Consider the following 24,460-nt stretch of genomic DNA (forward strand, 5'->3'; position numbering starts at 1 on the left):
GAGCTTCGCATGCTTACGTTTTCATTGCGCACGTCCCCTGGTCCGCGAGTCTGGGTCTGGGACGGACGGCGATTGACCGATGGCCGCTCAGTTCTCAGGCCGTACCCACATTCCATGCTCGAGACGGCTGTCTATGACGACGGGCATCGCATGCTCGCCGTCGTTCGCGAGCGACTGGCCGGGCCTGGGCCTGTCCCGATCGCGGTTTCCTCGGTCAGCCCTACCGCTTATGACCGAGTCAGGGCTGGTGCCGTCGACTGGCCAGGAGATTACGTTCTTGTTGAAGTCTTAGCGGATCATGTCCGCATAGCCGCAGGAGTTCTGGGGGTTGCCCCGATCTATCTCGCTGTGGACGACGACACGCTGCGCGGCTCATGGGAAATTCTCGACCTCACCGACTCCGTCGACGCTGAGCGGCTCGATGCGCGAGAAGCGGCTCGCCACTTGACGATGCGATTCCGATATACCGCGGCCACATTGTTCGTTGACGTGCGCCGGCTCACCGAACGTGCGGTTGCCATCTGGGACGGAGCGCGGCTCAGGTTTGATCTTCCCGAGCCGGCCCCACATTCAATTGCACGGTCGCTAGCTGACGGAGTCGACTCGGATCAGATTCTCGACGCTTACGAAGATCTCTTGGCTGACGTCCTCCGGCGCCGGCCACTCGACCCTTGCCTGCTCGGAGTACAACTTTCTGGCGGGTTGGACTCGGCGAATACAGCATTGTCGGTTGCGCACCTGTGGCCGGGCCGGGCAACCGCCGCGGCGATGTTGCTGCCAGGGGCGTCCGGTGCACAGCAGCGACGCCGTCGCGGCATCCTTACCGGCGATGGCGTGTACGCCAGCGACATCCAGGTCCCGGTCATCGAATCCGGGGTCACGCCGCTTGCGTCGAGCTGGGTCGCCGAGCACGGACACCGGATGAGACCGTTCGACGATCCGCATCAACCGGCGACGGTCGAGATGCTGAGTCGACTGGCCAGTGCAGGGATCACGACCGTTGTGACCGGCGTGGGCGGTGACGAGATGGTCGCCGTGACCGAAGAAGAAGAACCGAAGCCAGCCGTCGGTGCGGACCGTCCAATTCAGGAATGGGTCGGACCCGATGCAGTGGAGCTCGCCAGGACGCCGGACGAGGGAATCGCCCCGGCGAGCGTCGTGAACGAGATGTCGCTGCTGGCGTTCGGGTGCGGTGCGCCGCTCATACTGCATGCCGGTCTATGGCCGATCCATCCGCTCGCGGATCCGAGCTTGGCGCGATTCGGTGAATGGTTGCCGCCAGAGTGGCGGCGTCTGAAGTACCTGCACCGAGCGAGGCTGACCCGGGCGGGGTTCGGTCCCGAGATCACCAACCCGCTGCTGCGGGAGAACTTCCGGACGGTGGTCGAGTGGGCCCTGCCGCGCAACATCACCCCACTTCTGACGGGGATGCTCGCGACCGGGTCGCCGCTCTTCGACCAGCGGCTGATCGACCCGGATGGTCTCCGCAGTGCTGTCGGGCGTGTCAACGCCGGCAAGGCCGCAAGCCGGGACGTCGAGCTCTATGAGGTCGCCGCGATGCACTTGGCGATAGCCGCAGCGGCCTAGCCGGGTCCGGCGGGCATGGCGCCGGCAGGCACCGCGCCCGCAGCGAGCCATTCGGCGAGGTGTGGCTGGCGTGCGGCGCGGCGTTGGAGGCCGTAGCCGGTGTCGCCGTGGAAGTCGCCGGTCCGCACCAGGTCGAAGCGTTGAACCTCGCTGTAGTACCGCACCAAACCAGGGTCGGGGCCGGTCCCGCGTCGCACCCATTTCTGGCCGCGTCGGTCGGCGAGGTCGAGGGCTGACCACGCCATCAGGCAGGCCAGCCGTCGTCCGGCGTAGTCGGGATCGGTGACCGACGTGGCGAGGAAGATCGACGGTTCGGCGCGGTCGGCCTCGTCGGTCCACAGCCACGCCGGCACGGCGTCGTAGAAGCTGGTGCAGCCGACGACGCGGTTGCCGTCGACGAGAACCCAGACGGGGAAGGTCGGGTCGGCGGCTTGCCGCGCGAGGCTGTCGGCGCGTCGGGACCAGCCCTCGCCGCCCCGGATGTTGCGGGCGGTCATCCACTCGCCACGGGCGCGGATCATGGCGGTGAGCTGTGGAACGTCGTCGGCTGTCGCTTCGCGGAAATCCACCGTGTGACTTCAAAGGTCGATGACGATCTTGCCGTGCACGTGGCGGCCGGCCTGGAGCTCCACTGCGGTGCGGATCTGCTCGACCGGGTAGGTCGCCTCGATCGGCACCCGAACCTCGCCCGCCGCGACCAGCCGGGCGATCTCCTCGATCGCGCTCGGTGCGGCATTGGCGCCGTTCGCGGACGTGATCCCGTCGATCTGGCCCGCGATCGTCGTGATGCGCTCGTCGGGAACCCCGAGCTCCCGGGCCGCCAGCACCGTCTCGGTCCCGTAGAGGTCGATCGCCGCAGTGACGCCCGCGTCGCGGAGCCGCGAGACCAGACCGTCGCCGTAGACCACCGGCTCCGCGCCGAGGGCCCTCAAAGCGTCGGCCGACGTCGCTGATCCGGTGCCGATCACCCGCGCGCCTGCGCGGCGGGCGAGCTGGACGGTGAACACGCCGACGCCGCCTCCCGCACCGCCGACCAGCACCGTGTCGCCGGGACCGGGATTGACCACGGCAAGGGCGGCGGCGGCCGTGCAGCCCGCGATGCCCAGCGTCGCCGCGGTGCGGTCGTCGACGCCGTCGGGCGTGTGGTGCACGTCGCTGCCCGCCGCCACCCTTCCGGCCGCATCCACGACGACGTGGTCGGCGATCGAGCGGGAGATCGCGCAGCCGAACACGCGGTCGCCGACGGCGAAGCCGGTCACGCCGTCACCGACCTGGTCGACGATTCCGGCGTAGTCGGATCCGAACCCGCACGGCAGGCTCAGGCCGAAGCGGGCGGCGGTGGCGGCGTCGGACGTCATGAACCAGTCCATCGGGTTCAGTCCCGCCGCGGCGACGCGCACGCGGAGCTGGCCCGGGCCTGCCTCGGGCGCCGGCACCTCGCGGACGTCGAGAACCTCGGGGCCGCCGAACGAATCGAGCAGAACAGCGTGGGAAGTCACTGCGCATCTCCAAGAACTCGAAACGGACTATGCTCCGTTTACGTCATCCACCGTAACACGTAACCGGAGCATGATCCTTTTGATGAGCGAACTCCGGGCAGACGCGTCCCGTAACCGCGACGAGCTGCTGAAAGCGGCCACCCGCGTGTTCGTGTCCGCCGACGCCCAGCCGTCGATGCGCGCGATCGCGCGCGAAGCCGGGGTCGGCATCGCCACGCTCTATCGGCACTTCCCGACCCGGGAGGCGCTGGTCGATGCGGTCTATTGCGACCAGGTCGAGCGGCTCACCGCCGGCGCCCGCGAGCTGCTCGCCGAGCATCCGCCCGCGGTGGCCCTGCGCCGCTGGATGGACCTGTTCGGGGACTGGATCGCGACCAAGAACGGCATGGTCGACACGCTGCTCGCGATGGTCGAGGCAGGCGAGATCGCCCACGCTCAAACCCAGAAGCAACTGCTCCACGCCATCGACGACATTCTCGACGCCGGTCGCGCGGCGGGTGAGCTCCGCGCCGACGTCACCGCCGAGGACATCGCTGCCAACCTCATCGGCATCTTCACCGTGGCCCGCCCGCCGGCTCCCCGCGCGAGCCGCCTGCTCGACATCCTCATGGACGGCCTGCGCCTCCGGCCCTAGCGGTCGGCGCTGTCGTAGGCCTCCTGGGCTGCGGCGATGTCTTCGACGTGGGCGATCGACCAGTCCTGCAGGGCGCGCAGTGGCTCGCGCAGGGTTCGGCCCGCCTCGGTGAGCGAGTACTCGACCCGCACCGGAACCTCGGGATACGCCGTGCGGTGAACGAGCCCGTCGCGCTCGAGACCGCGCAGCGTCTGCGTGAGCATCTTCTGCGAGATGCCCTCGATGCGCCGGCGCAGCTCCGAGAAGCGGGCGCTGCCGTCCCAGAGCGCGACCACGATCAGCACCGTCCAACGGTCACCGATGCGGTCCATGATGCGCCGCGTCGGGCAGTCCGCGCGGTACGGGCCGCCCCGGAGGACGAACTCGGGCGGGGTGGTTACCACAAGGTGCCTTCTTCCCAGTAGAGACCAGCTTTCCTACGGTAAGTGCACAAGCTGCTCCGAAGGAAGGCATCACATGTCTCGCATCACCGTCATCGGCGGCACCGGATACGCCGGTTCCGCGATCGTCGCGGAGTCCGCCGGCCGCGGTCACCAGGTCACCGTGCTGAGCCGCTCGCTCCCCGAGGCGCCCGTCTCGGGCGTGACCTACCTCCAGGGCGACGCCTCCGACGAAGCATCGCTCGCCCGGGCCATCGAGGGCGCGGAGGTCGTCGTGGCTGCCCTCGCGCCCCGCGGCTCGCTTTCCCACACCTTTCGCGACGTCAACCGCACGCTCGCGCGTCTCGTCGACGCCGCGGGTGTGCCGCTGTACGTGGTCGGCGGCTACTCGACGCTCCGCCCGGCACCCGGCGCGGACCGCTTCGTCACCGACCTGAGCGGCTACCCGGAGCAGTTCCACGACGAGATCCGGATGGGCGCGGCGATCATCCTCGAGGACCTACCGGCCACGCCCGAGAGCCTCGACTGGGTGTTCGTGAGCCCGGCACTCCGCTTCGGCGCGTTTCTGCCCGGCGAGCGCACCGGCAGCTACCGGCTCGGCGACGAGGTCGCTGTCGCGCCCGAGGACGGGGGTGCGATCTCCGCCCCGGACTACGCGCTGGGTTTCGTCGACCTGATCGAGAAGGGCGAGTACCACCGGGCGCAGGTCAACATCGGACACTGATCACCAGTCGGTCTGGGCCCCCGGCGCGCCGACGCGCGCGTCGGCCAGCGCGCCGGAACGATCACCGGGGGTCCTGACTCCACTGCGGTTCGTACGGCGCTGCGGCGTCAACCGCGCTTCGATCGTGGCCCGGGGTGCGGCTCCGGAACGTCGACGTCGGGACGCTACTTCGCCCATCGCCGCGCCTCCTCGGTCCGATCGGAGGCGAGGACCTCGTGATCGCTCGCGCGTAGGCTCGTCGACATGGTCGCGCACGTCCACGCCGGGTTGAGTCTGAGCACCTGGCGACGTGACCCCGGCACTGTGGTCCGACGCGCCGTGACGCCAGCGGGGGATTCGACGCCGCACGTCATCGTCGCCGAGTCGGAGACCACCGGCGTGCCGACGGAGTGGCCGCCGCACTCGCACCCGATGCACGAGCTGGTGTGGGCGCGCGGCGGGACGCTGACCTCCCGGATCGGCAAACACATCGTCACCGTGCCGCCCGGCTTCGGCCTGTGGCTCCCGGCCGGCGTGGTCCACGGGGGCCGGCTCACCGCGGCCTCCCAGTTGTCCAACGCGTTCTTCGCCCCCGACCGCACACCGGTGCAGTTCGCCGAGCCGACGTCGATCGCGATGACGCCCTTGCTGGAGTCGCTGCTGGAGCGCCTGAGGCGCAGCGACCTCGACGCCGGAGCGAGGGTCCGCACCGAGACGGTCGTGTTCGACGTGCTCGAGCCCGCGGACCGGCAGTTCGCCCTGGAGCTGCCCGGAGATCCGCGGATCGACACGATCGCCGAGGCGCTCCTCCGCGACCCGTCCGACGAGCGCGGCCTCCAGGAGTGGGCGGCACTACTCGGAGTGAGCGACCGGACGATCACCCGGGCGTTCCGTGAGGCGACCGGGCTGTCGTTCGCGCAGTGGCGGCAGGCGCTGCGCATCCACCAGGCGTTGACGCTGCTGTCCGAGGGTGCCGACGTGCGCGAGGTGTCGGAGCGGCTCGGCTACTCGCAGCCGAGCACGTTCATCGCAGCGTTCCGCCGAGTGATGAAGGTGACCCCCGGCGCGCTCTCGCTTCGCGGCTGATGTCCCGAATCCCGTATCCGCTGTCCTGACTGCGGGATTGCCGACATCGGGAACATCGCTTAGCGTCCCGAAGGCAAGGCAACCCTTACCTGCCTGACGATTCGGAGCTGACGCATGTCCACGGCCGCCTTCTTGCGCGGAGACGAGCTGGAGCTCCGCTACGGGAAGACGGCTGTCGTCCACGGCGTCTCGGTGGAGCTGACGCCCGGTCGCGTGACCGGGCTGGTCGGGCCCAACGGCAGCGGGAAGTCGACGCTGCTGCGGGCCCTCGCCCGGTTGCACCAGGTCGACGGCGGCCAGGTATTGGTCGGGGAGAAGCCCGCGTCGCTCCTCAACGCCCGCGAGTTCGCGCGGGAAGTCACGCTGTTCTCGCAGTCGCGCCCGGCACCGCACGGGCTGACGGTCCACGAGGTCGTCTCGTTCGGACGCCACCCGCACCGACGCCGCTTCGCCGGCCCGTCACCGGCGGACCGCGACGCGGTGAGCCGCGCGATGACCGTCACCGGTGTGCAGGACATGGCCGAGCGGCCGGTCGGCGAGCTCTCCGGCGGTGAGATGCAGCGGGTCTGGCTCGCCGCCTGCCTGGCCCAGGAGACCGGCGCCGTGCTCCTCGACGAACCGACCAACCACTTGGACCTGCGGTACCAGGTCGAGATCCTCGACCTCGTCCGCGACCTCGCCGACGAGCAGGGCATCGCCATCGGCATCGTGCTGCACGACCTCGACCACGCGGCACGGGTCGCCGACACGCTCCTGCTCCTGCGCGCCGGACTCATCCACGCCGCGGGTGACCCGCTGGACGTCCTCACCGCCGAGAACCTCACCGAGGTCTACGACCTGCGCGTCGACGTCGACGTCGACGCGCGCACCGGCCGTCTGCGCATCGACCCGGTCGGGCGGCATCCCGCCCGTACCCGCACCATTTCCGGAGAGAGACACCCATGAAACGCCTCGCGGTCATTCTTGCCGCGCTCGCCGTCACGGTGACGGCCTGCGGCACCACGTCGGTCGACGAGGCCGCCCCCGCCGGCGAAAAGGCCCCGGCTTCGCAGAGCTGCGCCGACGACACCACGACGACGTCGACCGGCCCGGTGACGTTGACCGACGGCGTCGGCCGCACGGTGACGCTGCCCAAGCCCGCCCAGCGCGTCGCGGTGCTGGAGTGGCAGCAGACCGAGGACCTGCTCACGCTCTGCCTCACCCCGGTCGCCGCCGCCGACCCCAAGGGCTACGCCACCTACGTCAAGGCGGAGAAGCTGCCCGCGAGCGTCGTCAACGCCGGCGAGCGCGGTGAGCCCGACCTCGACGCGCTCTACGCGACGAAGCCCGACCTGATCGTCGTCGAAGCGTTCAAAGCCGACGACGAGATGATCACCAAGCTCGAGAAGCGTGGCGTCCCCGTGCTCGCCACCGTCGGGGCCGACACGTCCGGGCAGATCGCGAACATGAAGAAGGTGTTCTCGATGATCGCCCGGGCCACCGGCCGGTCCGAGCGCGCCGACCTGGTGCTGCGCCAGTTCGACCAGCACCTCGCCGAGGCGAAGAAGAAGGTCGACGTCACCGGCACGAACTTCCTGTTCTTCGACGGCTGGATCGAGAGCGGCAACGTCGTCATCCGCCCGTACGGCACGGGCGCGCTGTTCACTGAACTCGGCGCGCAACTCGGCATGACCCCGGCCTGGACCGACAAGATCAATGCTGCCTACGGCAGCGGCGGCGTCGATCCCGCCTACGGTCTGGCGCAGACCGACATCGAGGGTCTCACCGCCGTCGGCAACGCGACCCTCTTCTACGGCGACGACGACACTCCCGACAGCTACGTCAAGGAGCTGCGCAAGAGCTCGATCTGGACCGCGCTGCCGGCCGTGAAAGAGGGACGCGCGTACCCGTTCCCCGCGGGTGTGTGGGGCGCCGGCGGCCCGAAGTCGAACGAGGAGGCGGTCGACGCGTACGTGAAGATCCTGACCGCGAAGTGAGGCGGCGCAGCGGGGCGATCGTCCTCGTTGTTCTGTTCGTCGCGGTTGTGGTCACCGGGCTGTGGCACGTCACGCAGGGCACGTCCGGGGTCGGGTTCTGGGACCTGGTCTCCGGGCGCGACGAGGTCGGGGGCGTACCGCTCAGCGACATCCTGACCGGCTCCCGCGTGCCGCGCGTGCTCGCCGGGATCGCGGTCGGCGTGGCGCTCGGTTCGGCGGGGTTGCTGCTGCAGTCGGTCACCCGTAATGCGTTGGCCGCTCCGGACACCCTCGCGGTCACCGCCGGGTCGTACTTCGCCCTGTCCGTGGTCGCGGTCCTCGGGCTCGCCGTGCCGCTGTGGGCGTCGGGCGCCGTGGCGTTCGGCGGTGGTCTGCTCGCCGCGGGACTCGTGCTCGGCCTGGCCGGTACGGCGTCGGGCATCGGCTCGACGCGGCTGATCCTGGCCGGGTCGGCGGTCGCGCTGGCGCTCGATGCGGCGACCGCCATGCTGCTGATCCTGTTCAAGGAGAGCACCACCGGCCTGTACGCGTGGGGGAGCGGCTCACTGGCCCAACTCAACATCGATGCCGCTCTCCGCGCCGCGCCGATTATCGTCGTCGTACTGGTAGTTGCCTTTGTGCTTGTTCGACGGCTCGACATATTGAGTCTGGGGGACGACGCGGCTGCCTCGCTGGGTGTGCCGATCCGGTCGACGCGGATCGTTGCGGTGGTCTCCGCTGTGCTGCTGACGAGTGTTTCGGTGACGCTGGCCGGGCCGATCGCATTCGTCGGTCTGGCCGCGCCGGTCATCGTGCGGCTGGTGGCCAGGGGTAACGGCCGGCACGTGTTCCTGATTCCGGCGTGCGCGCTGGCCGGTGCTCTGCTCGTGCTCGTGGCCGACGTCGTGCTCCGCGCGGTGATGGGCGCGCGGGCCGCTGCGTCGATTCCCACCGGCATTCCGACGTCGCTGCTCGGGGCCGTGGTCATCGTGGTTCTCGCGCTCCGGTTGCGGGACGCGGGGGCCGCTCGGGAGGCGCCGCGGGCGCACGTCGCCGTTCATTCGCGGCGGCGCTTTCTGAGCGTCGTCAGTGTGGCGGTTGTGCTGTTGGTGGCAGTTGCTGTGGTGGGACTGCTGGCCGGCAGTCTGTGGTTGCGGACCGGTGACATCGCGCTCTGGCTGCAGGGCACGGCGCCGGATCTGATCGCCAGTGCGCTCGACGACCGGGCTCCGCGGGTGGCGGCTGCGGTGACCGCCGGTGCGGCGCTTGCGCTGGCCGGGACGGTGGTGCAGGGGACGGTCCGGAATCCGCTGGCCGAGCCAGGGATTCTCGGTATCACGGCTGGTGCGGGGCTCGGCGCGGTGATCGTGGTGACGTCGGGTGTCGGCGGGCGTCCGGCACTGATCGTCGCTGCGGTCGCGATCGGACTCGCGACGTTCGCTGTGATCGTCGCGCTGGCGTGGCGTGGTGGCCTGCTTCCCGACCGGTTCCTGCTGATCGGCATCGGTTGCGGTTACGCGCTCACCGACATCAGCACGTTCCTGCTGCTGCGCGCCGACCCGTGGGACACCCCGCGCATCCTGACGTGGCTGTCGGGCACCACCTACGGCCGGACGTTCGTCGACGTGCTGCCGGTGGGTGTTGCTTTGCTGGTGGCGACGCCCGTGGTGTTGGGCATGCGGCGTGAACTGGATCTGCTGGCGATCGACGAGGACACGCCGGCGATCTTCGGGGTGCGCCGGGAGGTCACGCGTCTGTCGCTGCTGACGATCGCGGCGTCCGCGGCGGTGGTGAGCGTGATCGCGGTCGGGGTGATCGGGTTCGTCGGGCTGGTGGCGCCGCACATCGCGCGGGGGCTGGTGGGCGCGCGGCACGGGCGGATCGTGCCGGTGGCGATGCTGATCGGCGCACTGCTCGTGGGTGTTGCCGACACGTTGGGGCGGACGGTGATCGCTCCGGCGCAGATCCCGGCGGGGCTCATGATGGCGCTGATCGGAGCCCCGTATTTCGTGTGGCTGCTGCGTCGGTCAGGAAGGTCCGGATGAGGTCGCTGATCAGGTCGGGGCGCTCGGCGATCAGGTGGTGAGTGGTTCCGGGGACGATGCACAGCTGGGCGCCGGGGATCGATGCGGCGATTTTCAGGCTGTGGCCGGGTGGGATCGTGTCGCGGTCGCCGGACATGACGAGGACCGGTGCGGTGATCCGGGCTAGTTGCTCGGGGGTGATGTGGGGCTCGCTGGTCCACAGGCGGAACAGTTTGGCGAGTACGGCGTCGGCGTGTTCTGGTCCGTCGGGCGACAGGCGTTCAAAATGCATCCGCTCGACGTCGGGCCGCGGGTTCTGTTCGGGCGTATCGAGCACGGGAGCGCTGGTGTCCGTGAAGGCGGACGGGTCGAGGTTGGCGCTGATGGCGGTGAGTGAGCGCACTCGCTCGGGATGTGCGAGGGCGAGCAGGAGGCCGATGATCGCGCCGTCGCTGTAGCCGATGACGTGCGCGTTCGTGACGTTGGCGGATTCACAGTAGGCGATCGTGTCCGCGAGGCCCTGCGCGTAGCTGTACTCGCCGTCGATGTCGGGGGAGCGGCCGTGGCCGGGGCGCTCGAACGCGTGGACGCGGTGATCAGGGACCAGCGCGTCGGACTGGGCTCTCAGGGACTCCAGCGAGCAGAAGCCGCCGTGCAGCAGGAGCACGGGGTCGCCGTTTCCGGCGACTTCCGAGTACAGGTTCCTCATGGTGGTCGATCGTTCCAGGTGCTCGTGAGATCGTCGGCGGCCTGCGCCGCTCTCATCTCGGTCACGCTCGGACGAGGCGCGCGCCGGTTGCCAGCAGCCAGACGAGCCAGGCGAGGAACCCGAGGAGTCCGACGAAGATCAGCGGCGAGCCGACGGCGATCGCGAGGTTGCCCAGCCCCGCGGCGAGCAGCAGGCTCCCGCCCACCGTGCCCAGCAGGCGCAGCCAAGCCGGAGTCAGCCCACTCGCGTGCGCGGCGAGGGCCGAGCCGATGCAGGTGGTGCCGAGCGTCGGCAGCGCCAGCGCGAACGCCGCCGCGTGAATCCGCCAGCCGAGCTCGAACGCGGCCGTCGGCTCGGTGAGCCCGTCGGCGGAGGGCCACCAGACCGGAGACGATCGCGACCGCGTCGCGGTTGGCCGCGTAGTAGGCCAGCAGAATTCCCCAGCCTCAACGAGTCCGCCGCGGCGCTCGTCGCTGTCGGCTACGACCCGGCGGAGGAGTTCATCTTCGGCCTCGACCTGCTCCTTGCCGCCCTCGAGCCCCTGAGAACCTCCGCAGAGGTGGCTACTTCGTGGGGATCGTTGTAGCGGGCTTGTCCGGCTGACAGACGGTTCCGTCGGTGGGGAGCTTCTTGCTGATCAGTGCTTCGTCCACTGCCGTGTCGACGCAGGAGCCGCTGGAGCGGTAGGAGCCGTGGCCGACGCCCTCGCGGGTGAGCAGGACCGCGTGGTGCAGGGTGTGGGCGACGGCTTCGGCCCAGTGGTGTGGGGTGACGGGGTCGAGGCGGCCGCCGATCACCAGGATGGGCGGGGCGCCGGCTGCGGTGAGCGGCTCGGTGTAGCGGTCCTTGTTCTCCGTGGGCCAGAAGGCGCAGTTCAGGGCGGCGTAGGCGGCTTCGGTACCGATGCGTTTCGCGTGTTCCTGGACTTCGGCGGCGGCGGCAGTGTGCGCGGCCACGTCGGTCGGGGTGCTCCAGTCGACGCAGCGGACCGCGTTGTGGACCTCGTTACCGGCCGTCGGTACCGGGAACGGCGACACGGTGATTGCCGTCCACAGGAAGAGCAGGGGAGTGCCATTGCCCTGTTGCGCGGCGAGGAGAGCAGCCGTCAGCACCGGCCAGGTGGCCGCTGCACCGGCAGCGGCGCGGATGGCCTCGCGTGCCTTGGCGCCGTCGAGCGTGCCGCCCGGGGTGAGGCCCTGGACCGGCTCGACCTTCAACGGGCGCGCTTCCAGCTGGACGATCAGCGCGTCGAGGGTGTCTGTGTCGAAAGGACACTTCTCGGCGCGGCAGGCCGCCAGCCAGGCGTCGAGGGTCCTCTCGCTGGCCACTGCCACCTCGTCGAGGAACTCGAGCGAGTTCGCGCGCCACTTCTCGGTGTCGACGGGCGCGTCGATCACCATCTGGCGGACGCGGTCGGGAAAGAGCGTGGCGTACGTGGGGCCGACCACGGTGCCGTAGGAGACGCCGTAGTAGGTGATCTGGTCCTCGCCGATCGCTTCGCGGACCTGGTCCATGTCGCGGGCGACGTTGTCGGTGGAAAGGCTGGCGAGGAATTCGCGGCTCTGGTGTTGAGCACAGCCCTTGGTGAACGTCTTGGCGTCGGCGATCAGTTGCGGGAGCGGTTTCCCGCCGGGAAGGTTCGCGTCGAGGTCGGCGGCGAGTGCGGCGGCGCGTTGCTCGTCGGTGAGGCAGCGGACGGCTCGGGAGCGTCCTACGCCGCGGGGGTCCATGGCGATGATGTCGAAGCGGGCCAGGATGTCCGGGGAGAACAGGGCCGTCACCGTGTCGGTGGCGGCTACCCCGGGGCCTCCCGGGTTGAAGAACAGTGCGCCGATGCGTTGGGCCGGGTTGGTGGCGCGGTGGCGCATGACCGCGAGCGGGATCTGTTCTCCGTCGGGGTCGGTGTACTCGAGGGGCACCGTGACGGTGGCGCACTCGAGCTTCGGCTCGCACGGGGACCAGCTGAGGGGGTCCGGGGTCGGTGCCTTCGCGGGTGGCTCGCTGCAGGCGGCGAGGACCATCGCGGCGGCAGCGAGGGCCGCACCTAACCGGGACCTGAGCATTCTCCAGCCTTCCTCGTCGACGCGTGGGTCTCCAGGAGAAACCGTGTCCCTAGGACCGAGTCAAGGGCTCGTTCTGATTGAGGAATGATCGTTCTTGACTGGTCGTTCCTTAATGGCTAACGTCGTGGGCGTGGGACGCCCCAGAGGGTTCGATGAGCAGGCCGTCACGGCCGCGGCAGTGGCGTTGTTCGCCAGCCGGGTCTATGACGGGGTGTCTGTTGATGACCTCGTTCAGCAGTTGGGGGTGCACCGCAACAGTCTGTACAAGACGTTCGGGAGCAAGCGGGGGCTGTATCTCACCGCTCTGCGGTGGTACCTCGATCACCAGTTGCCGCTGGTGGTCGAGCGGCTCGCCGCGGGTCACGACGTTGTCGACGATCCGGGGCTCGACCTGCTGCTACTGGCGGCGGTGGAGCGTGCGCCTGTCGATGTCGACGTTACCGCGCTGGTGTCCGAGGCGTGGCAGGCCTTGGAGCAGGCCCTGCCGGGATCGGAGGCGGAGCCGGCTGCGCTGCCTGCGCGGAACGCGCTGGATGCGCTGCTGGGTGCGCGGCTGCGCAGGCGCGCGGCCGCTGACCAGCCGTAGCTGCGGTTCGGCGGCAGACGCCGCGCTGCTGGTCAGTACTCGTTTCTGTGACTCGCCCTGCCCTCGGCCGGTGCCGTTGGGCTGATGAAAGGACCAATCTCATGGCTACCGTGAGCATTGCCGGCGACGACCTCGTCGTTGAGATCGAAGGTATGGACAAGCTCTGGTCGCTCAAGAGCCGCCTGGCGATCCCGCTGGTCAACGTGCGCGGCGCCACGGCCGACCCGGGTATCAAGGCCGACCCGAAAGGCCTGCGGGCGCCGGGCACGCATCTGCCCGGGGTGCTCACGGCCGGCACCTTTCACCAGGACGGTGAGCGCGTCTTCTGGAATATCCGCGACGGCGCCCGAGCCGTCGTCATCGCCCTCACCGACGAGCGCTACGCCCGCCTCGTCGTCGAGGTCCCTGACCCGGCCGCGACCGTCGAGCTGATCGAGCGGGCAGTGTCCCGATGATTCCCGTCGTCCACCTGGGCCGGTGGCCTGCGGTTCGTACTCTGCGGGACATGACGGCATCCGACGCGCTCGGTGTGGCGCAACGCAAACCCCGGCGCGCGTTGTACGTCGGCATCACCACCCCGGCTCCGGTCGGTATCTCGTCGAGAAAAATCCGTTCGTCGGAAGCGGGGATCTCGAGATCCGATGGACCGACGGCGAAGTCCGCGTCACGGATGGATCAGCCACCCTCAGCTGGAGTGCCGCCACGCTGAAAACCATCGACGCCTGACGCGGGCAGCTGGTCAGGCGGGCGCCCGTCCACCCGCCTGACCAATGGGAAGGTCAGCGTCGGTACCACGGGGTGCGGGCAGCGCGTCGCCGGCGGCGGACACCGACCAACACGAGAAGGAGCGCAGCTGCGGCACCCGCGCCGGTCAGCGCGCGGGTACGGGGGCTGCTGTCGGCCGCCGATTGCCGGGCGGTGGTGGTGTAGGTGCGGGCTTTCTCCACCGCCGGGCCGGTCTTGGCGCGGACCGTGACGTTGGCTCTGGCGGTCGCCTGCCGGGCGCGGGCGCGCGTATCGGCCAAGCGGGCCTGGGCGCGTCCGCGGACGTCAGCCTTGGCGGCGAGTGCGTCGACGGTGTCGCCGAGGTCGGCGCGGGTCTCGGCAATCTCGGCACGAAGGGCGTCGGGATCAGTGGACGGTTCGGGCTTGGCGGGAGGGGAGGTCGTCATCGGTGTGCGTGCTCCTTGATGATTGCGGCGTCGGTCTTGACGCCTTCGACGGCTTCGGCCGGCACCGGCGGTGTGGCCTGGGAGAGGTTCTTCTTGCCGAGCAGGGCGACGATCCCCGCGACGACGAACAGGACGGCGGCGACGATCAGCGCCGATGCCCACACCGGCAGGACGAGTGCGAGAGCGGCGATCGCGGCGGTCAGCAGCGCGCCGACCCCGTAGAGCGCGGCGACGCCCGCGCCACCGAACAGGCCGGCACCGACGCCGGCCTTCTTGCCCTTCTGGGTCAGTTCGATCCGGGCGAGGGCGAGTTCGTCGCGCACCAGGGTGGACACCTGGCCGGTGATGCGGGTGATCAGTTCGCCGGTGGAAAGGTCACCGGGATCGGCAGGGGAGCCGGCGGGTTGAGCCATGGGGCCTCCTCGTGGCGGGGGCGGAAGTTCGTCCCGGGATACCCGGCCGATAGGCGACTCAATCGATTCGGAACGCCCTTACCTCAGTGGACGTAGCGTTTCACCTGGGGCGACCGCCGCCCACGGGTGATCCACATCGCGGACACCGCCGACGATTCGCCCGATGCCCGGCGCCGATAGGGGTATTCGACGTTCAGACCGGAATAGCTGCCCACACCGTCTTTCCGGGCTCTTCCGGCTCACATCCCCACTGTTGCGATAGCCCGGCGACCAATTGCAGTCCACGGCCCCGGAATGCGCCGGTGTCCCGCTCGCGCGGATTGATCGGCGTCGCACTGTAATCACGGATGCACACCTTCACCACTGACCCGCACATCTGCACGATGACCCGGAACGGTGTGCGGGCGTGGTCGATCACGTTGGCCACGAGTTCCTGGACCACCAGCACCGTGTCCTCGGCGGCCGGGTCCGCGATTTTCCACTCACTGAGCAGGCCACGGATTCGACGGCGGATGCCGGGAGTCACCGCCGGGTCGGGCGGGAACGTCTCCTCCCACTGGTCACCGGACCCGGTCATGCCTTGTCCCTCCCGTCGTCGGCCTACGAGCAACGTCGGGATAGCTCCGCAGGCAGCAGGCGAAACACGCACCGGTGTTGTGAATGGAACGAATAGGTAAACGTGCCCCGGCGTGACTATTTCGAGACCTTGAAGGGGACGGTTCGGAACGTCATTGAGGTTTGCGCGAATGTGGACGGGGCATCATGCCGACCGACTACGCCGCACGCCGTGCGGCGACAAGGAAAGGCAGTAACCAGTGACTGTTGCCGGCATCATTTCCGCGCTCGTCGTCGGCCTGATCATCGGCGCCCTGGGACGCCTGGTGGTTCCGGGCAAGCAGAACATCCCGATCTGGCTCACCATCATCATCGGCATCGTCGCCGCGCTGCTGGGCACCGCGATCGCCCGCGGTGCCGGGGTGGCCGACACCGATGGCTTCGACTGGATCGAGCTGATCTTCCAGATCGTGCTCGCTGCGGTCGGCGTCGCCCTGGTTGCTGGGTTCTGGGGCCGTCGCGGTCGCCGCTCCGTCTGATCCCCGCATCTCCACCGAGGGCCGGCCGCGTTCTGCGCGGCCGGCCCTCGGTGTTGGTATCGACGCCGGGTCGGTCGCGCGCCGCCGGGCGCCCGGCGGCGCCGCACGGCTGGTCACTCCTGCGAGCGTGGGCCTTCGCGTGCCGGCCCGGGGTGCGGGCCTCGTGGGCCAGGGCGTGCGGCATTGCGAAGTACGACGTCACCCCGCGCTGATTCCCGTCGCGCTCTTCGGTTGACCCGCTACTCACTACCCTGGCCACTGATGGCCTGGTCGGCCACCTCGAGGCCCCGTCACCGCGGTTGCGGCGAGGAAGTCGGTGTACGGGCCTCCGCAGCGTTGGTCGTGGTCCGCCACGGTGCGGATCACGTCAGTGGCCTAGTGCCCTAGATCACTGCGTTGCCTCTTGAGCCTGCCCCTAGGGCGCGGTCTTTCCTGGGACCAGACGCCGTCGAGGGGAGGACCGATCGTGGAAGTGGGCTGGAGCACCCGCGAGCTGGCCGACCTCGCCGGTACCACGGTGAAGACCGTCCGGCACTACCACCGGGTCGGCTTGCTCCCGGAACCGGAGCGGGGCGCGAACGGATACAAGCGGTACCGAGTGGCCCATCTGATCCGGCTACTGCGTATCCGACGCCTACCGGGAGCTGCACAAGACGCCTCGGAGTGCAGCCGAGCAGGACTTCGACGTGCTGACGGAGGACGCGAGCGAGGAGGCCCGGCAGAACCTCGCGGAGCGGTTCGCCCTCGAGGTGCAGCGTCAGCACCGCGAACACCCGCGGCTGCACGAGCTCGCCGAACGGGCCCGGTCGGGCGGCGATCCGCGGATCTGGGCGGTCGTCGTCCAAGGGATCGCCGAGCTCCACAACTCGGCGCAGCGTGACGTCCTCCAACGCGTGAACGCCATCGTGTACCCGGCCCAAACGTCATAGTTTTGGCATAAAAGACTATGGCAAAAGAGGATCACGTACGGCTGGAACAACGAGGGAAGGTCTTCATGCGCAAGGTATTACTGGCAACGGCGTGCGGCGCCGTGGCGGCGGCCGCTGTGGTCATTCCGACGGTGTCGGACGCAACTTCCGCCCCAGCCGGGGCAACCCAGGAGCTGAAATGGGGAAAGTGCCCCGCCACCGCCTTATCGGCGACGCCGGGTCTGCCGGAGTTGCAGTGCACGACAGTGCAGGTCCCACTGGACTATCAGCAGCGAGACGGTAAGAAGATCACCATCGCGATCTCGCGGCTGCCGAGTACGAACCCCGAGAAGCGCCGGGGTGTGCTACTGACCAATCCGGGCGGCCCGGGTGGCTCGGGGCTGGATACCCCGCAGCTCTTCTCCTTGAAGGGCCTCCCGGCGCCGTTTCCGGCGAGTGTGCGTGAGCAGTACGACATCATCGGGATCGACCCTCGGGGTGTCGGGCGCAGCACCCCGGTCACGTGCAATGTGACGCCCGAGCAGATCGCGATCAGCAACCTTCCCTACGCACGCAATTCCGCTGACGTGGCGAACCAGGCGAAGGTCGCGAAGGCCGAGGCCGCGCAGTGCGCCAACGCGAAGACCAGCTGGATGCTGCCGCACATGACCACCGCGAACACCGCGCGGGACATGGACACCATCCGGCAGGCGCTGGGCGAACCCACTGCCTCCTACCTGGGTGTGTCCTACGGCTCGTACCTCGGAGCGGTGTACGCCAGCCTGTTCCCGAAGACCACCGACCGGGTGGTCCTGGACAGTGCTCTGGGGCCCAATGGGTACGACATCACCGCGATGCGCGGCCTGGCTCGAGGGATGGAAGACCGGTTCCCCGACTTCGCGGAGTTCGCTGCGTCGCACCCGGAGTACGGACTCGGCGACACGCCTGAGCAGGTGACGAAGAAGTATCACGAGCTGGCCGATCGGCTCTACCGCAAGCCGGTCGGCACGTTCACAGAGTCGGTCTTCCGAGGAGTCACCTTCAGCAAGCTCTACACCAGCGATCTCGACGCCCTTGCCACGATGTGGCAGTTCCTGAACAAAGGCGTCGAGCCGAAGCTGCCTACCGACGGCGCGGACATCCAGAACGTCATCGCCGCCCGGTTCGCCGTGATCTGCGGAGAGTCCGACTGGCCGAGCTCGGTCGCCAACTACCAGCGCGATGTCGCCATCGACCGCATCCGCTATCCGCTGCTCGGGGCCGCGTCCGCCAACATCTCCGCCTGCGCCTACTGGCAGAACCCGTCCGCGGAATCCAAGGTCCCGATCACTGACAACGGTCCGTCGAACGTGCTGATCGTGCAGAACGAGCGTGACCCCGGCACGCCGCTGGTCAACGCCCGCAAGCTCCGGAAGGCGTTCGGTGACCGCGCCCGCATGGTGACGGTCGACCAGGGTGGGCACGGCGTCTACGGATTCGGCGCCAACACGTGTGCCAGCGACGCGATGAACAACTTCCTCACCACGGGCAAGCGTCCGCAGCGGGACCTGTACTGCGCGCAGTAGCGCCGGACAGATCTACCTGCGCGGGCTGCCTCCGGAATGCTCGGAGGCAGCCCCTTTCAGTGCCAGCAGCCGAGGGTCACCCGATGCTGGGCGCTCAACGGAGGCCGACTTCGCGGAGCAATGTCACCACCGACAGTCTTGCCGCGGAAGTCGAGCGCCTCGGCGACGGTGCGCATGATCCTCGGTGGCCGGACGTTCCCCACGCCGGAACAGGCCGGATCAGCTGCCAGCCGCTGCTCGGGCGGCTTGCTCGATCTTCGCGCGGTGGGTCGCGCGGGCTGCTATGTCGATCTGCTCTTCGAACTCGGCCCTCAGCCCGGTCCGGCCGTCGAGTTGCTCACGCAGGATGTCCGCGTGGCCGGCATGCCGGGTGGTCTCCTGCAGGACATGGATCAGGACGCCGAACAGCGCGACGTCGGGCCGCGGCCACCACGGCACGTGGCCGGGCGCGTCGAGAGGAAGCTCTCCGATCGTCACGTCCGCGTGCATGCAGGCGCGCTGGTAGAAGTCGATGATCTGTTCGCGTGTCTCGTCCGAGGTCGCCCACAGGTCGCTGCCGTCGGCGTCCTGCCATCGCCCCAGCGGCTCCGGGGACGGGCGGCCGAAGACCTCACCGAAATACCAGGCCTCGCAGGTCGCCATGTGCTTCACCAGGCCGAGGAGATTGGTTCCCGTCGCTGTCAGGGGGCGCCGGACGTCGTACTCGGACAGTGCGTCGAGCTTCCAGACCAGCGCCTCACGGATCGTCGTGAGACGGCCGTGCAGGAAGTCCTTCGCAGAATCGTCGATCATGGCGCATGAGCGTGCCATGCGAGACGGCACGGCCGCGTGCGTACTGATCGTCTGGCGTGCCCGCTCCCGGGCTGAGGTAGCTGAATCACACGTCGACTGGATGATGACCGGCATCTCGCCCTAGCGGGGCCTGATCGAGGAGTACGTCAAGACCACCGGCGCGGATCGCACCGGGTCGGCGCCGCCGACCCGACGGCCGAACTCACTGTGCGGTACCGACCGGTCAAGCCTTCACCGGGAGTGCGCTGACTACTGCCGCGGGACGTCCATCCCGAAGGTGCGCGTGTCTCGTGCGGATCGGGCGCGATGAAAGGCGAAGAAGTGGCATCCGAGATTCCGCCGCTGACCATCACGCCGGTCCGCGTGGCCGACCTGAGTCCCCGCTGAGCTCGCTGAGCCGACCCCGAACTGGTCTGGCTCCCCACGAGCACGAGCCGTGGCGGCCGGCGCGGCCCACGGCGAGCTGACGTCCGTCCGCTGGGGCGCCGATCCGGGTGATCCGGCGCCCCAACGAGGTCCACTATCCGGCGAGGTCGGTCTAGTGGATCCCGGCCGTTCGAGGGCGGTCACCAGACTGCTCGACGCGCGGTTCGCCGTCGGAGACGTGCCTGTGACGTGACCGCCCCGGTAACCACCACGCAGCCCTTCCGAACAGCGCCATGGTCGCCGGCACCAGCACCAACCGCACCAAAAAAGCATCCACCAACACCCCGACCCCGAGCGCGAACGCGATCGGCCGGATCGTCGTGTCACCAGTGACCACCCCACCACCGAACACGCCCACCATGATCAGCGCCGCCGCGACTACCACCCGTGCTCCGTGCGCGAATCCGGCCGTCACCGCGGTGGCCGCGTCGGCCCCGGCGTCGTGTTCCTCGCGCATGCCGGAAACCAGGAACATCTCGTAGTCCATCGACAAGCCGAAGAGCACGCCGATCACGAGGATCGGCAGGAAGCTCAGAAGTGGCGCGGCCGGGTCGACGCCGAACACCGAGCCGAGCCACCCCCACTGGAACACCGCGACAGTGCACCCGAGGGCGGCACCGAGGCTGAGCAGGAAGCTGATCGTCGCGGTGAGCGGGATCAGCACCGACCGGAAGATGATCAGCAGCAGCACGAAGGCGAACCCGGCCACCAGCGCCAGGTAGAGCGGGAGCGCATCGGCCAAGCGCTGGGAGATGTCGATGGCGACGGCCGTCTGACCGGTGACCACCCAGCCGTCGGCGCGCAGGGTGCGGACCAGCGTCGCGGTCGCCTCGTCCGTGGGCCCGCTGGACGGAATCACGGTCAGCAGGAGGTCGTTGCCATGCTTCCCGCTGGGCACGACCCGGGCGACGTCGTCGACCGCGCTGATCGTCCGCACCGCGGCCGGATCCCTGGTCAGGACCAGCAGCGGCCCGTTGGCGCCCCGCCCGAACCCCTCGGAGATCAGGTCGTAGGCCTTGCGCTGCGTGGTCGACGACGGGTCGGTGCCGTCGTTCGGCAGGTCCAGGCGCAGGCCCGCGACCGGTATCGCCAGCACGGTGAGCACCACGACGGTTCCGACGAGAGCGACGATCCGGTGCCGGCTCACCCCTCGGGCCCACCGCAGAGCCCGGTTCCCGGCCGGCAACCGACGACGCGCCCGACGACCGAGGACCCGGGAGCCCGCGACGCCGAGCAGCGCCGGGACCAACGTCAGCGTCATCAGCATCGCGACCAGCACCGCGGCCGCCGCGGCCAGCCCCATCTGGGTGAGGAAGCCGATCCGCACGACGGCAAGCCCCGCGAGCGCCGCAATGACGGTGAGCGCCGCGTAGAACACGGCTTCGCCGGCCGTCCCCATCGCCTGGGCGATCGATGCGCGGACGTCGGTGCCGGCCAGCAGTTGCTGCCGGTGCCGGCTGACGACGAACAGCGCGTAGTCGATGCCGACCGCCAGCCCGAGCAGGAGCGCCAGCGTCGGCGCCACCGAGTTGAGCGTCACCAGCGCGGTCGCCGCGTGGATCAGCGCGATGCTGGTGATCAGGCCGAGGATCGCGGTGAGCAGTGGCAGGCCGGCGGCGACCAGCGACCCGAACGTCACCAGCAGCACGAGCAGCGCGACGATCAGACCGACGGCCGAGCTACTCGACGATGTGGGAGCGTCGGCCAGGTCCGAGGAGGTCTCGACGGTCAGACCGGCGTCCCGGGCGTGCGCGATCGCAGCGTCAACGCCGGACGGCACCGAATCAGACGTCAGCCTCACCGAGAGGCGCCCGATGCGACCGTCCGGGGACAGCGTCGGTGCGGACACCTCGGCCACGGCTTTCAGTTCGGTGAGCAAGGTGGAGAGCGCGGCCGCGGAACCGTCAGTGGAGAAGACCACGGTGCCGCCGTCACTGTCACCGAACTCGTCGTGCACCTGCTGCAGCGTGTCCGTGGACTGCATGCCGTCGATCGAGAATTCGTCGGTGAGCGGCTCCGACAGCCGCCCGGCCGCACCGACCGCCAGCACCAGGATCAGCGCCCAGGCGACCACCACCCACCACTTGCGCCGCGCGCAGAACGCGCCGAGCCGTTCGAGTAACCGTGTCATGGCGGTGATCCTGGAATTCCGCCCGGGTGGACGGGCACCACCCACGGGTGGTGGGGAGGGTGGAACCTAGTCCCGTCCCAGGGCGATCGCGATCGCGTGGGCCCGGTCGCGTGCGCCGAGCTTCGCGAAGATCGAGTTGACGTAGCTCTTCACTGTCGCCACCGACAGGAACAGGTCGGCCGCTATCTGCGCGTTGTTGTGTCCCTGCGTCATCGCGTCCAGCACGTCGGCCTCCCGCGACGTCAGCGCGGGGAACCGGTCCCGAACCGGGGCCGGTGGCTTGGCGAACCCGCGGACGAGCCGATCTCCGACCTCGCGCGCGAACGTCGACTGGCCCGCCGCCACCGCGCGGACGGCCGCGGCGAGCTCCACGCGGCCCGTGTCCTTGGTCAGGTAGCCGCGGGCGCCGGCCTGCAGCGCGCCGCCGATCGAGTCGTCGTCGGCATAGGTCGTCAGCACGAGCACCGCCGTTGCCGGGTACCGGTCCGTGATCCGTGCTGTTGCTTCCACGCCGTCGACGTTCGGCATCCGCAAATCCATGAGGACGACGTCCGGCTGCGCTTCGTCGACCAGGCGCACTGCCTCGGCGCCATCGGCGGCGGCACCGACGACCTCGATGTCCTCGGCGAGGTCCAGCAGTGTCACCAGGCCGTCACGCACGATCGCCTGGTCGTCGGCCACCAGCACACGGATCACTGCGCGTCCTTTCCGCCGGTCGGTAGCGTCAGCACGACCATGAACGGGTCGCCCGGCCGGACGCTCATCGATCCTCCCACCGCCTCGACCCGCTCCCGCATTCCCACCAACCCATGACCGCCACCGACAGCAATCGAATTCGGAGTCCGCGCTGACGCCGCAGTAGAGACGATGAGCTCCAGCAGCGACGGCTGCCAGGTCAGCGTCAGCATTACCGGCGAGCCGGAGGCATGCCGTCGGGCGTTCGTCAGCAGTTCCTGGAGTGCGCGCCGGAAGGTGACCCGGGCGTCCGATCCGAGTGGCTGCGGTTGTCCGGTCTGCTGCACGACCACCGCACCTCCGAGCTGGCGGTGGGTCGCCGCCATCTCCGCGAGCGCGGACTCGACGTCACTCGGAGGCTCGTGCAGCGCGGTGACCGCTCGTTTGGCCTCGGCCAGTCCGTCCACCGCCAGTTCGCGGGCGGAGATCACCCGTTGGCGTGCTTCGGCGTCGCGTCCGGACTCGAGCAGCGCGTCCACCGCGTCCAGTTGAATGACCAGACCGCCGAGGGAGTGCGCGAGGACGTCGTGCAGGTCGCGGGCGATGCGCGACCGTTCGGTGAGCGCGGAGACCAGCGCGCGTTCCTGCTCGACGGCCAGACGTTCCTCCAGCAGCGCGCGGGTCTGCGCTTCCGCGGCGTGGAACTGCCGCCGGCTCAACCCGCCGAGCGCGACGGCCAGCAGACCCGAGAGGACCGAGATCAGCGTGCTGACCGACGAACCTGCCACCAGGGCGCCGACCGAAACCAGCGCCGCGGACGCGGCCACCACGAGAACGACGGCCCGCCAGCGGCGACCGAGGCTGCCGATGTAGATGAGCAGCCCGGCGATCGCGGGAACGAAGCCGACGACGTTGGTGGCGCACGCGACGAACGAACCGGCGACGATCATCACCAGGTACAGCGCCGTCCGCAGCCGGACGAGTCGCTCCGGGACCAGCGTGGCCGTCACCCACACCACGACCGCGGCCCAGGCGAGCACGGCGATCACCGGATGATCACCCTGCAGTGCCCGGTCCGCGAGGTCGTAGGAGATGAAGGCGGCCCCGACGAGATTCAGCGTCGTCGTCATCGTGGACCGCCTGGACGGCGATGAGCTCACGCGACCATCTTCACCCGGGCAGTAGCGATCCGGCCGGTGACCACCCGGGCGCGGACCGCGCGGTTGACCGCGAGCACCAGCAGGATGACGCCGGCGCCGGTGGCCAGCGACGCGCCGAGGTGGCTACCGACCACGTCCAGCCCGATCCGGGCGACGATCAACCCGAGCCAGAGCGCGACACCGACCCACCCGGTCCGGGACTCGACGTCCGGCAGCTCGCCGTTACGCATCCGCTTGGGCGTCGCGCCGGCAGGGATCGGCCGGAACCGGGCCAGCGAGCCCATCGCGACGCCCGAGCCGACCGCGAGCAGGCCCGACACCACGAGCACGGCGACGTCGGCGGTGGTCAAGGGTTTGTCGGTCGCTGCGATCGAGGCGAGGCCGATCGCGCCGAGGACGATCGGAAGCCGCCACATCCGTGCGGTGTCCACCGGCGCCCAGCGGAGCTGGCGGGTGCTCAGATAGGCGAGGAGCGCGAGGCCGAGAGCGATGTCGACGAGCGTCGTGAGCGTCATGCCCCGAGGTTGGACCGACTGCTCCCCGGCGAGTACCACCCCAGGTTGGTAGTGAGGGTGGTACTCGCGGTCGGCGGCTGCTGCCGGCCGAATCGTGACGGCGTCTCAACGGCTCTGTCGTTCGATGCCGCGTGCTGGGTGACGGCAGCGCTCCGCCGCAAGCCCTCGAGCGCGTGACCACCGAATACGTGCTCGCCGAACAGCAACTACAACGGCTTCCCGCCGACGCCGACGCAGCGGCACTGGCCCTCGCCGTCGTCGGCGTCGTCCATCACGTCGCACTGACCGACGGAACCGCCCCGGCGGCGGCCGATCGCATCCGGCGCACCGTTCACGCGCTCACCGACATCCGTTCAGGTGCTGCGTCGTGAGCCGGTCCCAGG

Annotated in this window: 27 protein-coding genes and 1 pseudogene; 14 read left to right on the forward strand and 14 right to left on the reverse strand. The window is 69.5% G+C overall.

Annotation, left to right across the window (positions count from 1 at the left end):
• The first annotated feature begins 114 nt into the window (after positions 1-114).
• A complete protein-coding gene (locus ACGFY5_RS25430) occupies positions 115-1,587 on the forward strand; it encodes an asparagine synthase (protein WP_392723503.1) in 1,473 nt (490 codons plus the stop codon).
• Here the strand turns inward: ACGFY5_RS25430 and ACGFY5_RS25435 are convergent.
• Both ACGFY5_RS25435 and ACGFY5_RS25440 read right to left on the reverse strand, forming a co-directional pair.
• Positions 1,584-2,156, reverse strand: a complete 573-nt coding sequence (locus tag ACGFY5_RS25435; RefSeq protein ID WP_392723505.1) for a GNAT family N-acetyltransferase — start codon at positions 2,154-2,156, stop codon at positions 1,584-1,586. The two genes, ACGFY5_RS25430 and ACGFY5_RS25435, sit on opposite strands and share 4 nt — an antisense overlap.
• Before the next feature lie 9 nt (positions 2,157-2,165).
• Positions 2,166-3,086, reverse strand: a complete 921-nt coding sequence (locus ACGFY5_RS25440; RefSeq protein WP_392723506.1) for an NADP-dependent oxidoreductase — start codon at positions 3,084-3,086, stop codon at positions 2,166-2,168.
• Positions 3,087-3,168: 82 nt separating this feature from the next.
• Between ACGFY5_RS25440 and ACGFY5_RS25445 the strand changes: the two genes are divergently transcribed.
• Complete coding sequence (locus ACGFY5_RS25445) at positions 3,169-3,720, forward strand: TetR/AcrR family transcriptional regulator (protein WP_392723508.1); 552 nt, start codon at positions 3,169-3,171, stop codon at positions 3,718-3,720.
• Here ACGFY5_RS25445 and ACGFY5_RS25450 read toward each other — a convergent pair.
• Positions 3,717-4,103: a winged helix-turn-helix transcriptional regulator gene (locus tag ACGFY5_RS25450; RefSeq protein ID WP_392723509.1), complete on the reverse strand. Its 387-nt coding sequence runs from the start codon at positions 4,101-4,103 to the stop codon at positions 3,717-3,719. The two genes, ACGFY5_RS25445 and ACGFY5_RS25450, sit on opposite strands and share 4 nt — an antisense overlap.
• A 73-nt stretch (positions 4,104-4,176) precedes the next feature.
• On the opposite strand from ACGFY5_RS25450, the gene ACGFY5_RS25455 reads away from it, so the two are divergent.
• The 5 genes from ACGFY5_RS25455 (at position 4,177) to ACGFY5_RS25475 (ending at position 9,889) form a co-directional block, all read left to right on the forward strand.
• Positions 4,177-4,824 (forward strand): NAD(P)-dependent oxidoreductase, encoded by a 648-nt coding sequence (locus ACGFY5_RS25455; protein ID WP_392723511.1) that lies wholly within the window; start codon positions 4,177-4,179, stop codon positions 4,822-4,824.
• 243 nt (positions 4,825-5,067) lie between these two features.
• Positions 5,068-5,889 (forward strand): AraC family transcriptional regulator, encoded by an 822-nt coding sequence (locus ACGFY5_RS25460; protein WP_392723512.1) that lies wholly within the window; start codon positions 5,068-5,070, stop codon positions 5,887-5,889.
• A 114-nt stretch (positions 5,890-6,003) separates the two neighbouring features.
• Positions 6,004-6,834 carry an ABC transporter ATP-binding protein gene (locus tag ACGFY5_RS25465; RefSeq protein ID WP_392723514.1) on the forward strand — a complete coding sequence of 277 codons (831 nt, stop codon included), beginning with the start codon at positions 6,004-6,006 and terminating at the stop codon, positions 6,832-6,834.
• Complete coding sequence (locus ACGFY5_RS25470) at positions 6,831-7,865, forward strand: iron-siderophore ABC transporter substrate-binding protein (RefSeq protein WP_392723516.1); 1,035 nt, start codon at positions 6,831-6,833, stop codon at positions 7,863-7,865. Before ACGFY5_RS25465 ends, ACGFY5_RS25470 begins: the two co-directional genes overlap by 4 nt.
• Positions 7,862-9,889 carry an iron ABC transporter permease gene (locus ACGFY5_RS25475; RefSeq protein ID WP_392723517.1) on the forward strand — a complete coding sequence of 676 codons (2,028 nt, stop codon included), beginning with the start codon at positions 7,862-7,864 and terminating at the stop codon, positions 9,887-9,889. The genes ACGFY5_RS25470 and ACGFY5_RS25475 overlap by 4 nt, the downstream gene beginning before the upstream one ends.
• Here the strand turns inward: ACGFY5_RS25475 and ACGFY5_RS25480 are convergent.
• From ACGFY5_RS25480 to ACGFY5_RS25490, 3 genes are all read right to left on the reverse strand, one after another.
• The gene (locus ACGFY5_RS25480) at positions 9,822-10,577 is read right to left on the reverse strand and encodes an alpha/beta fold hydrolase (protein ID WP_392723519.1); all 756 of its coding nucleotides are present in this window, start codon (positions 10,575-10,577) and stop codon (positions 9,822-9,824) included. The two genes, ACGFY5_RS25475 and ACGFY5_RS25480, sit on opposite strands and share 68 nt — an antisense overlap.
• A gap of 61 nt (positions 10,578-10,638) precedes the next feature.
• The gene (locus ACGFY5_RS25485) at positions 10,639-10,899 is read right to left on the reverse strand and encodes a hypothetical protein (RefSeq protein ID WP_392723913.1); all 261 of its coding nucleotides are present in this window, start codon (positions 10,897-10,899) and stop codon (positions 10,639-10,641) included.
• A gap of 241 nt (positions 10,900-11,140) precedes the next feature.
• A complete protein-coding gene (locus tag ACGFY5_RS25490; RefSeq protein WP_392723521.1) occupies positions 11,141-12,640 on the reverse strand; it encodes an alpha/beta hydrolase in 1,500 nt (499 codons plus the stop codon).
• A gap of 130 nt (positions 12,641-12,770) precedes the next feature.
• Between ACGFY5_RS25490 and ACGFY5_RS25495 the strand changes: the two genes are divergently transcribed.
• On the forward strand, positions 12,771-13,226 hold the full coding sequence (locus ACGFY5_RS25495) for a TetR/AcrR family transcriptional regulator (protein ID WP_392723522.1): 456 nt from the start codon (positions 12,771-12,773) through the stop codon (positions 13,224-13,226).
• A 101-nt stretch (positions 13,227-13,327) separates the two neighbouring features.
• Complete coding sequence (locus tag ACGFY5_RS25500; RefSeq protein WP_392723524.1) at positions 13,328-13,681, forward strand: hypothetical protein; 354 nt, start codon at positions 13,328-13,330, stop codon at positions 13,679-13,681.
• Between the two features lie 324 nt (positions 13,682-14,005).
• On the opposite strand, the gene ACGFY5_RS25505 is transcribed toward ACGFY5_RS25500, so the two are convergent.
• The 3 genes from ACGFY5_RS25505 to ACGFY5_RS25515 form a co-directional block, all read right to left on the reverse strand.
• On the reverse strand, positions 14,006-14,398 hold the full coding sequence (locus ACGFY5_RS25505; protein ID WP_392723526.1) for a DUF3618 domain-containing protein: 393 nt from the start codon (positions 14,396-14,398) through the stop codon (positions 14,006-14,008).
• The gene (locus tag ACGFY5_RS25510; protein WP_392723527.1) at positions 14,395-14,811 is read right to left on the reverse strand and encodes a phage holin family protein; all 417 of its coding nucleotides are present in this window, start codon (positions 14,809-14,811) and stop codon (positions 14,395-14,397) included. The genes ACGFY5_RS25505 and ACGFY5_RS25510 overlap by 4 nt, the downstream gene beginning before the upstream one ends.
• 193 nt (positions 14,812-15,004) lie before the next feature.
• On the reverse strand, positions 15,005-15,388 hold the full coding sequence (locus ACGFY5_RS25515) for an ATP-binding protein (protein WP_392723529.1): 384 nt from the start codon (positions 15,386-15,388) through the stop codon (positions 15,005-15,007).
• 238 nt (positions 15,389-15,626) lie between these two features.
• On the opposite strand from ACGFY5_RS25515, the gene ACGFY5_RS25520 reads away from it, so the two are divergent.
• The 4 genes and pseudogenes from ACGFY5_RS25520 to ACGFY5_RS25535 all read left to right on the forward strand — a co-directional run bounded on the left by ACGFY5_RS25520 (position 15,627) and on the right by ACGFY5_RS25535 (position 18,378).
• Entirely contained in the window at positions 15,627-15,905 is a 279-nt protein-coding gene (locus ACGFY5_RS25520) for a GlsB/YeaQ/YmgE family stress response membrane protein (protein ID WP_392723531.1), read from the forward strand.
• 463 nt (positions 15,906-16,368) lie between these two features.
• Positions 16,369-16,548 (forward strand): annotated as a pseudogene (locus ACGFY5_RS25525) (MerR family DNA-binding transcriptional regulator); the annotation flags it as partial.
• 43 nt (positions 16,549-16,591) lie between these two features.
• Positions 16,592-16,834: a hypothetical protein gene (locus ACGFY5_RS25530; RefSeq protein ID WP_392723934.1), complete on the forward strand. Its 243-nt coding sequence runs from the start codon at positions 16,592-16,594 to the stop codon at positions 16,832-16,834.
• Between the two features lie 65 nt (positions 16,835-16,899).
• Entirely contained in the window at positions 16,900-18,378 is a 1,479-nt protein-coding gene (locus ACGFY5_RS25535) for an alpha/beta hydrolase (RefSeq protein WP_392723532.1), read from the forward strand.
• A gap of 219 nt (positions 18,379-18,597) precedes the next feature.
• On the opposite strand, the gene ACGFY5_RS25540 is transcribed toward ACGFY5_RS25535, so the two are convergent.
• The 5 genes from ACGFY5_RS25540 to ACGFY5_RS25560 form a co-directional block, all read right to left on the reverse strand.
• On the reverse strand, positions 18,598-19,170 hold the full coding sequence (locus ACGFY5_RS25540) for a DinB family protein (RefSeq protein WP_392723534.1): 573 nt from the start codon (positions 19,168-19,170) through the stop codon (positions 18,598-18,600).
• A gap of 538 nt (positions 19,171-19,708) precedes the next feature.
• Positions 19,709-21,727 carry an MMPL family transporter gene (locus ACGFY5_RS25545; protein WP_392723536.1) on the reverse strand — a complete coding sequence of 673 codons (2,019 nt, stop codon included), beginning with the start codon at positions 21,725-21,727 and terminating at the stop codon, positions 19,709-19,711.
• A gap of 66 nt (positions 21,728-21,793) precedes the next feature.
• A complete protein-coding gene (locus tag ACGFY5_RS25550) occupies positions 21,794-22,423 on the reverse strand; it encodes a response regulator (protein WP_392723537.1) in 630 nt (209 codons plus the stop codon).
• Positions 22,420-23,532 (reverse strand): sensor histidine kinase, encoded by a 1,113-nt coding sequence (locus ACGFY5_RS25555; RefSeq protein WP_392723539.1) that lies wholly within the window; start codon positions 23,530-23,532, stop codon positions 22,420-22,422. The genes ACGFY5_RS25550 and ACGFY5_RS25555 overlap by 4 nt, the downstream gene beginning before the upstream one ends.
• 26 nt (positions 23,533-23,558) lie before the next feature.
• Positions 23,559-24,077 (reverse strand): hypothetical protein, encoded by a 519-nt coding sequence (locus tag ACGFY5_RS25560; protein ID WP_392723541.1) that lies wholly within the window; start codon positions 24,075-24,077, stop codon positions 23,559-23,561.
• Positions 24,078-24,250: 173 nt separating this feature from the next.
• Between ACGFY5_RS25560 and ACGFY5_RS25565 the strand changes: the two genes are divergently transcribed.
• The gene (locus ACGFY5_RS25565) at positions 24,251-24,448 is read left to right on the forward strand and encodes a hypothetical protein (protein WP_392723542.1); all 198 of its coding nucleotides are present in this window, start codon (positions 24,251-24,253) and stop codon (positions 24,446-24,448) included.
• The last annotated feature ends 12 nt before the right edge of the window (positions 24,449-24,460 follow it).

The organism is Cryptosporangium sp. NPDC048952 (assembly GCF_043197895.1).
In the GTDB taxonomy this organism is placed as follows: Bacteria; Actinomycetota; Actinomycetes; order Mycobacteriales; family Cryptosporangiaceae; genus Cryptosporangium.

Excerpts from the sequence above, each read along its gene's own strand:
- ACGFY5_RS25445 (WP_392723508.1), top strand. The coding sequence starts at position 3,169 with ATGAGCGAACTCCGGGCAGACGCGTCCCGTAACCGCGACGAGCTGCTG.
- ACGFY5_RS25500 (WP_392723524.1), top strand. The coding sequence starts at position 13,328 with ATGGCTACCGTGAGCATTGCCGGCGACGACCTCGTCGTTGAGATCGAA.
- ACGFY5_RS25515 (WP_392723529.1), bottom strand. The coding sequence starts at position 15,388 with ATGACCGGGTCCGGTGACCAGTGGGAGGAGACGTTCCCGCCCGACCCG.
- ACGFY5_RS25430 (WP_392723503.1), top strand. The coding sequence starts at position 115 with ATGCTCGAGACGGCTGTCTATGACGACGGGCATCGCATGCTCGCCGTC.
- ACGFY5_RS25560 (WP_392723541.1), bottom strand. The coding sequence starts at position 24,077 with ATGACGCTCACGACGCTCGTCGACATCGCTCTCGGCCTCGCGCTCCTC.
- ACGFY5_RS25540 (WP_392723534.1), bottom strand. The coding sequence starts at position 19,170 with ATGATCGACGATTCTGCGAAGGACTTCCTGCACGGCCGTCTCACGACG.
- ACGFY5_RS25555 (WP_392723539.1), bottom strand. The coding sequence starts at position 23,532 with ATGACGACGACGCTGAATCTCGTCGGGGCCGCCTTCATCTCCTACGAC.
- ACGFY5_RS25490 (WP_392723521.1), bottom strand. The coding sequence starts at position 12,640 with ATGCTCAGGTCCCGGTTAGGTGCGGCCCTCGCTGCCGCCGCGATGGTC.
- ACGFY5_RS25460 (WP_392723512.1), top strand. The coding sequence starts at position 5,068 with ATGGTCGCGCACGTCCACGCCGGGTTGAGTCTGAGCACCTGGCGACGT.
- ACGFY5_RS25470 (WP_392723516.1), top strand. The coding sequence starts at position 6,831 with ATGAAACGCCTCGCGGTCATTCTTGCCGCGCTCGCCGTCACGGTGACG.
- ACGFY5_RS25545 (WP_392723536.1), bottom strand. The coding sequence starts at position 21,727 with ATGACACGGTTACTCGAACGGCTCGGCGCGTTCTGCGCGCGGCGCAAG.
- ACGFY5_RS25505 (WP_392723526.1), bottom strand. The coding sequence starts at position 14,398 with ATGACGACCTCCCCTCCCGCCAAGCCCGAACCGTCCACTGATCCCGAC.
- ACGFY5_RS25465 (WP_392723514.1), top strand. The coding sequence starts at position 6,004 with ATGTCCACGGCCGCCTTCTTGCGCGGAGACGAGCTGGAGCTCCGCTAC.
- ACGFY5_RS25510 (WP_392723527.1), bottom strand. The coding sequence starts at position 14,811 with ATGGCTCAACCCGCCGGCTCCCCTGCCGATCCCGGTGACCTTTCCACC.
- ACGFY5_RS25535 (WP_392723532.1), top strand. The coding sequence starts at position 16,900 with ATGCGCAAGGTATTACTGGCAACGGCGTGCGGCGCCGTGGCGGCGGCC.
- ACGFY5_RS25480 (WP_392723519.1), bottom strand. The coding sequence starts at position 10,577 with ATGAGGAACCTGTACTCGGAAGTCGCCGGAAACGGCGACCCCGTGCTC.
- ACGFY5_RS25455 (WP_392723511.1), top strand. The coding sequence starts at position 4,177 with ATGTCTCGCATCACCGTCATCGGCGGCACCGGATACGCCGGTTCCGCG.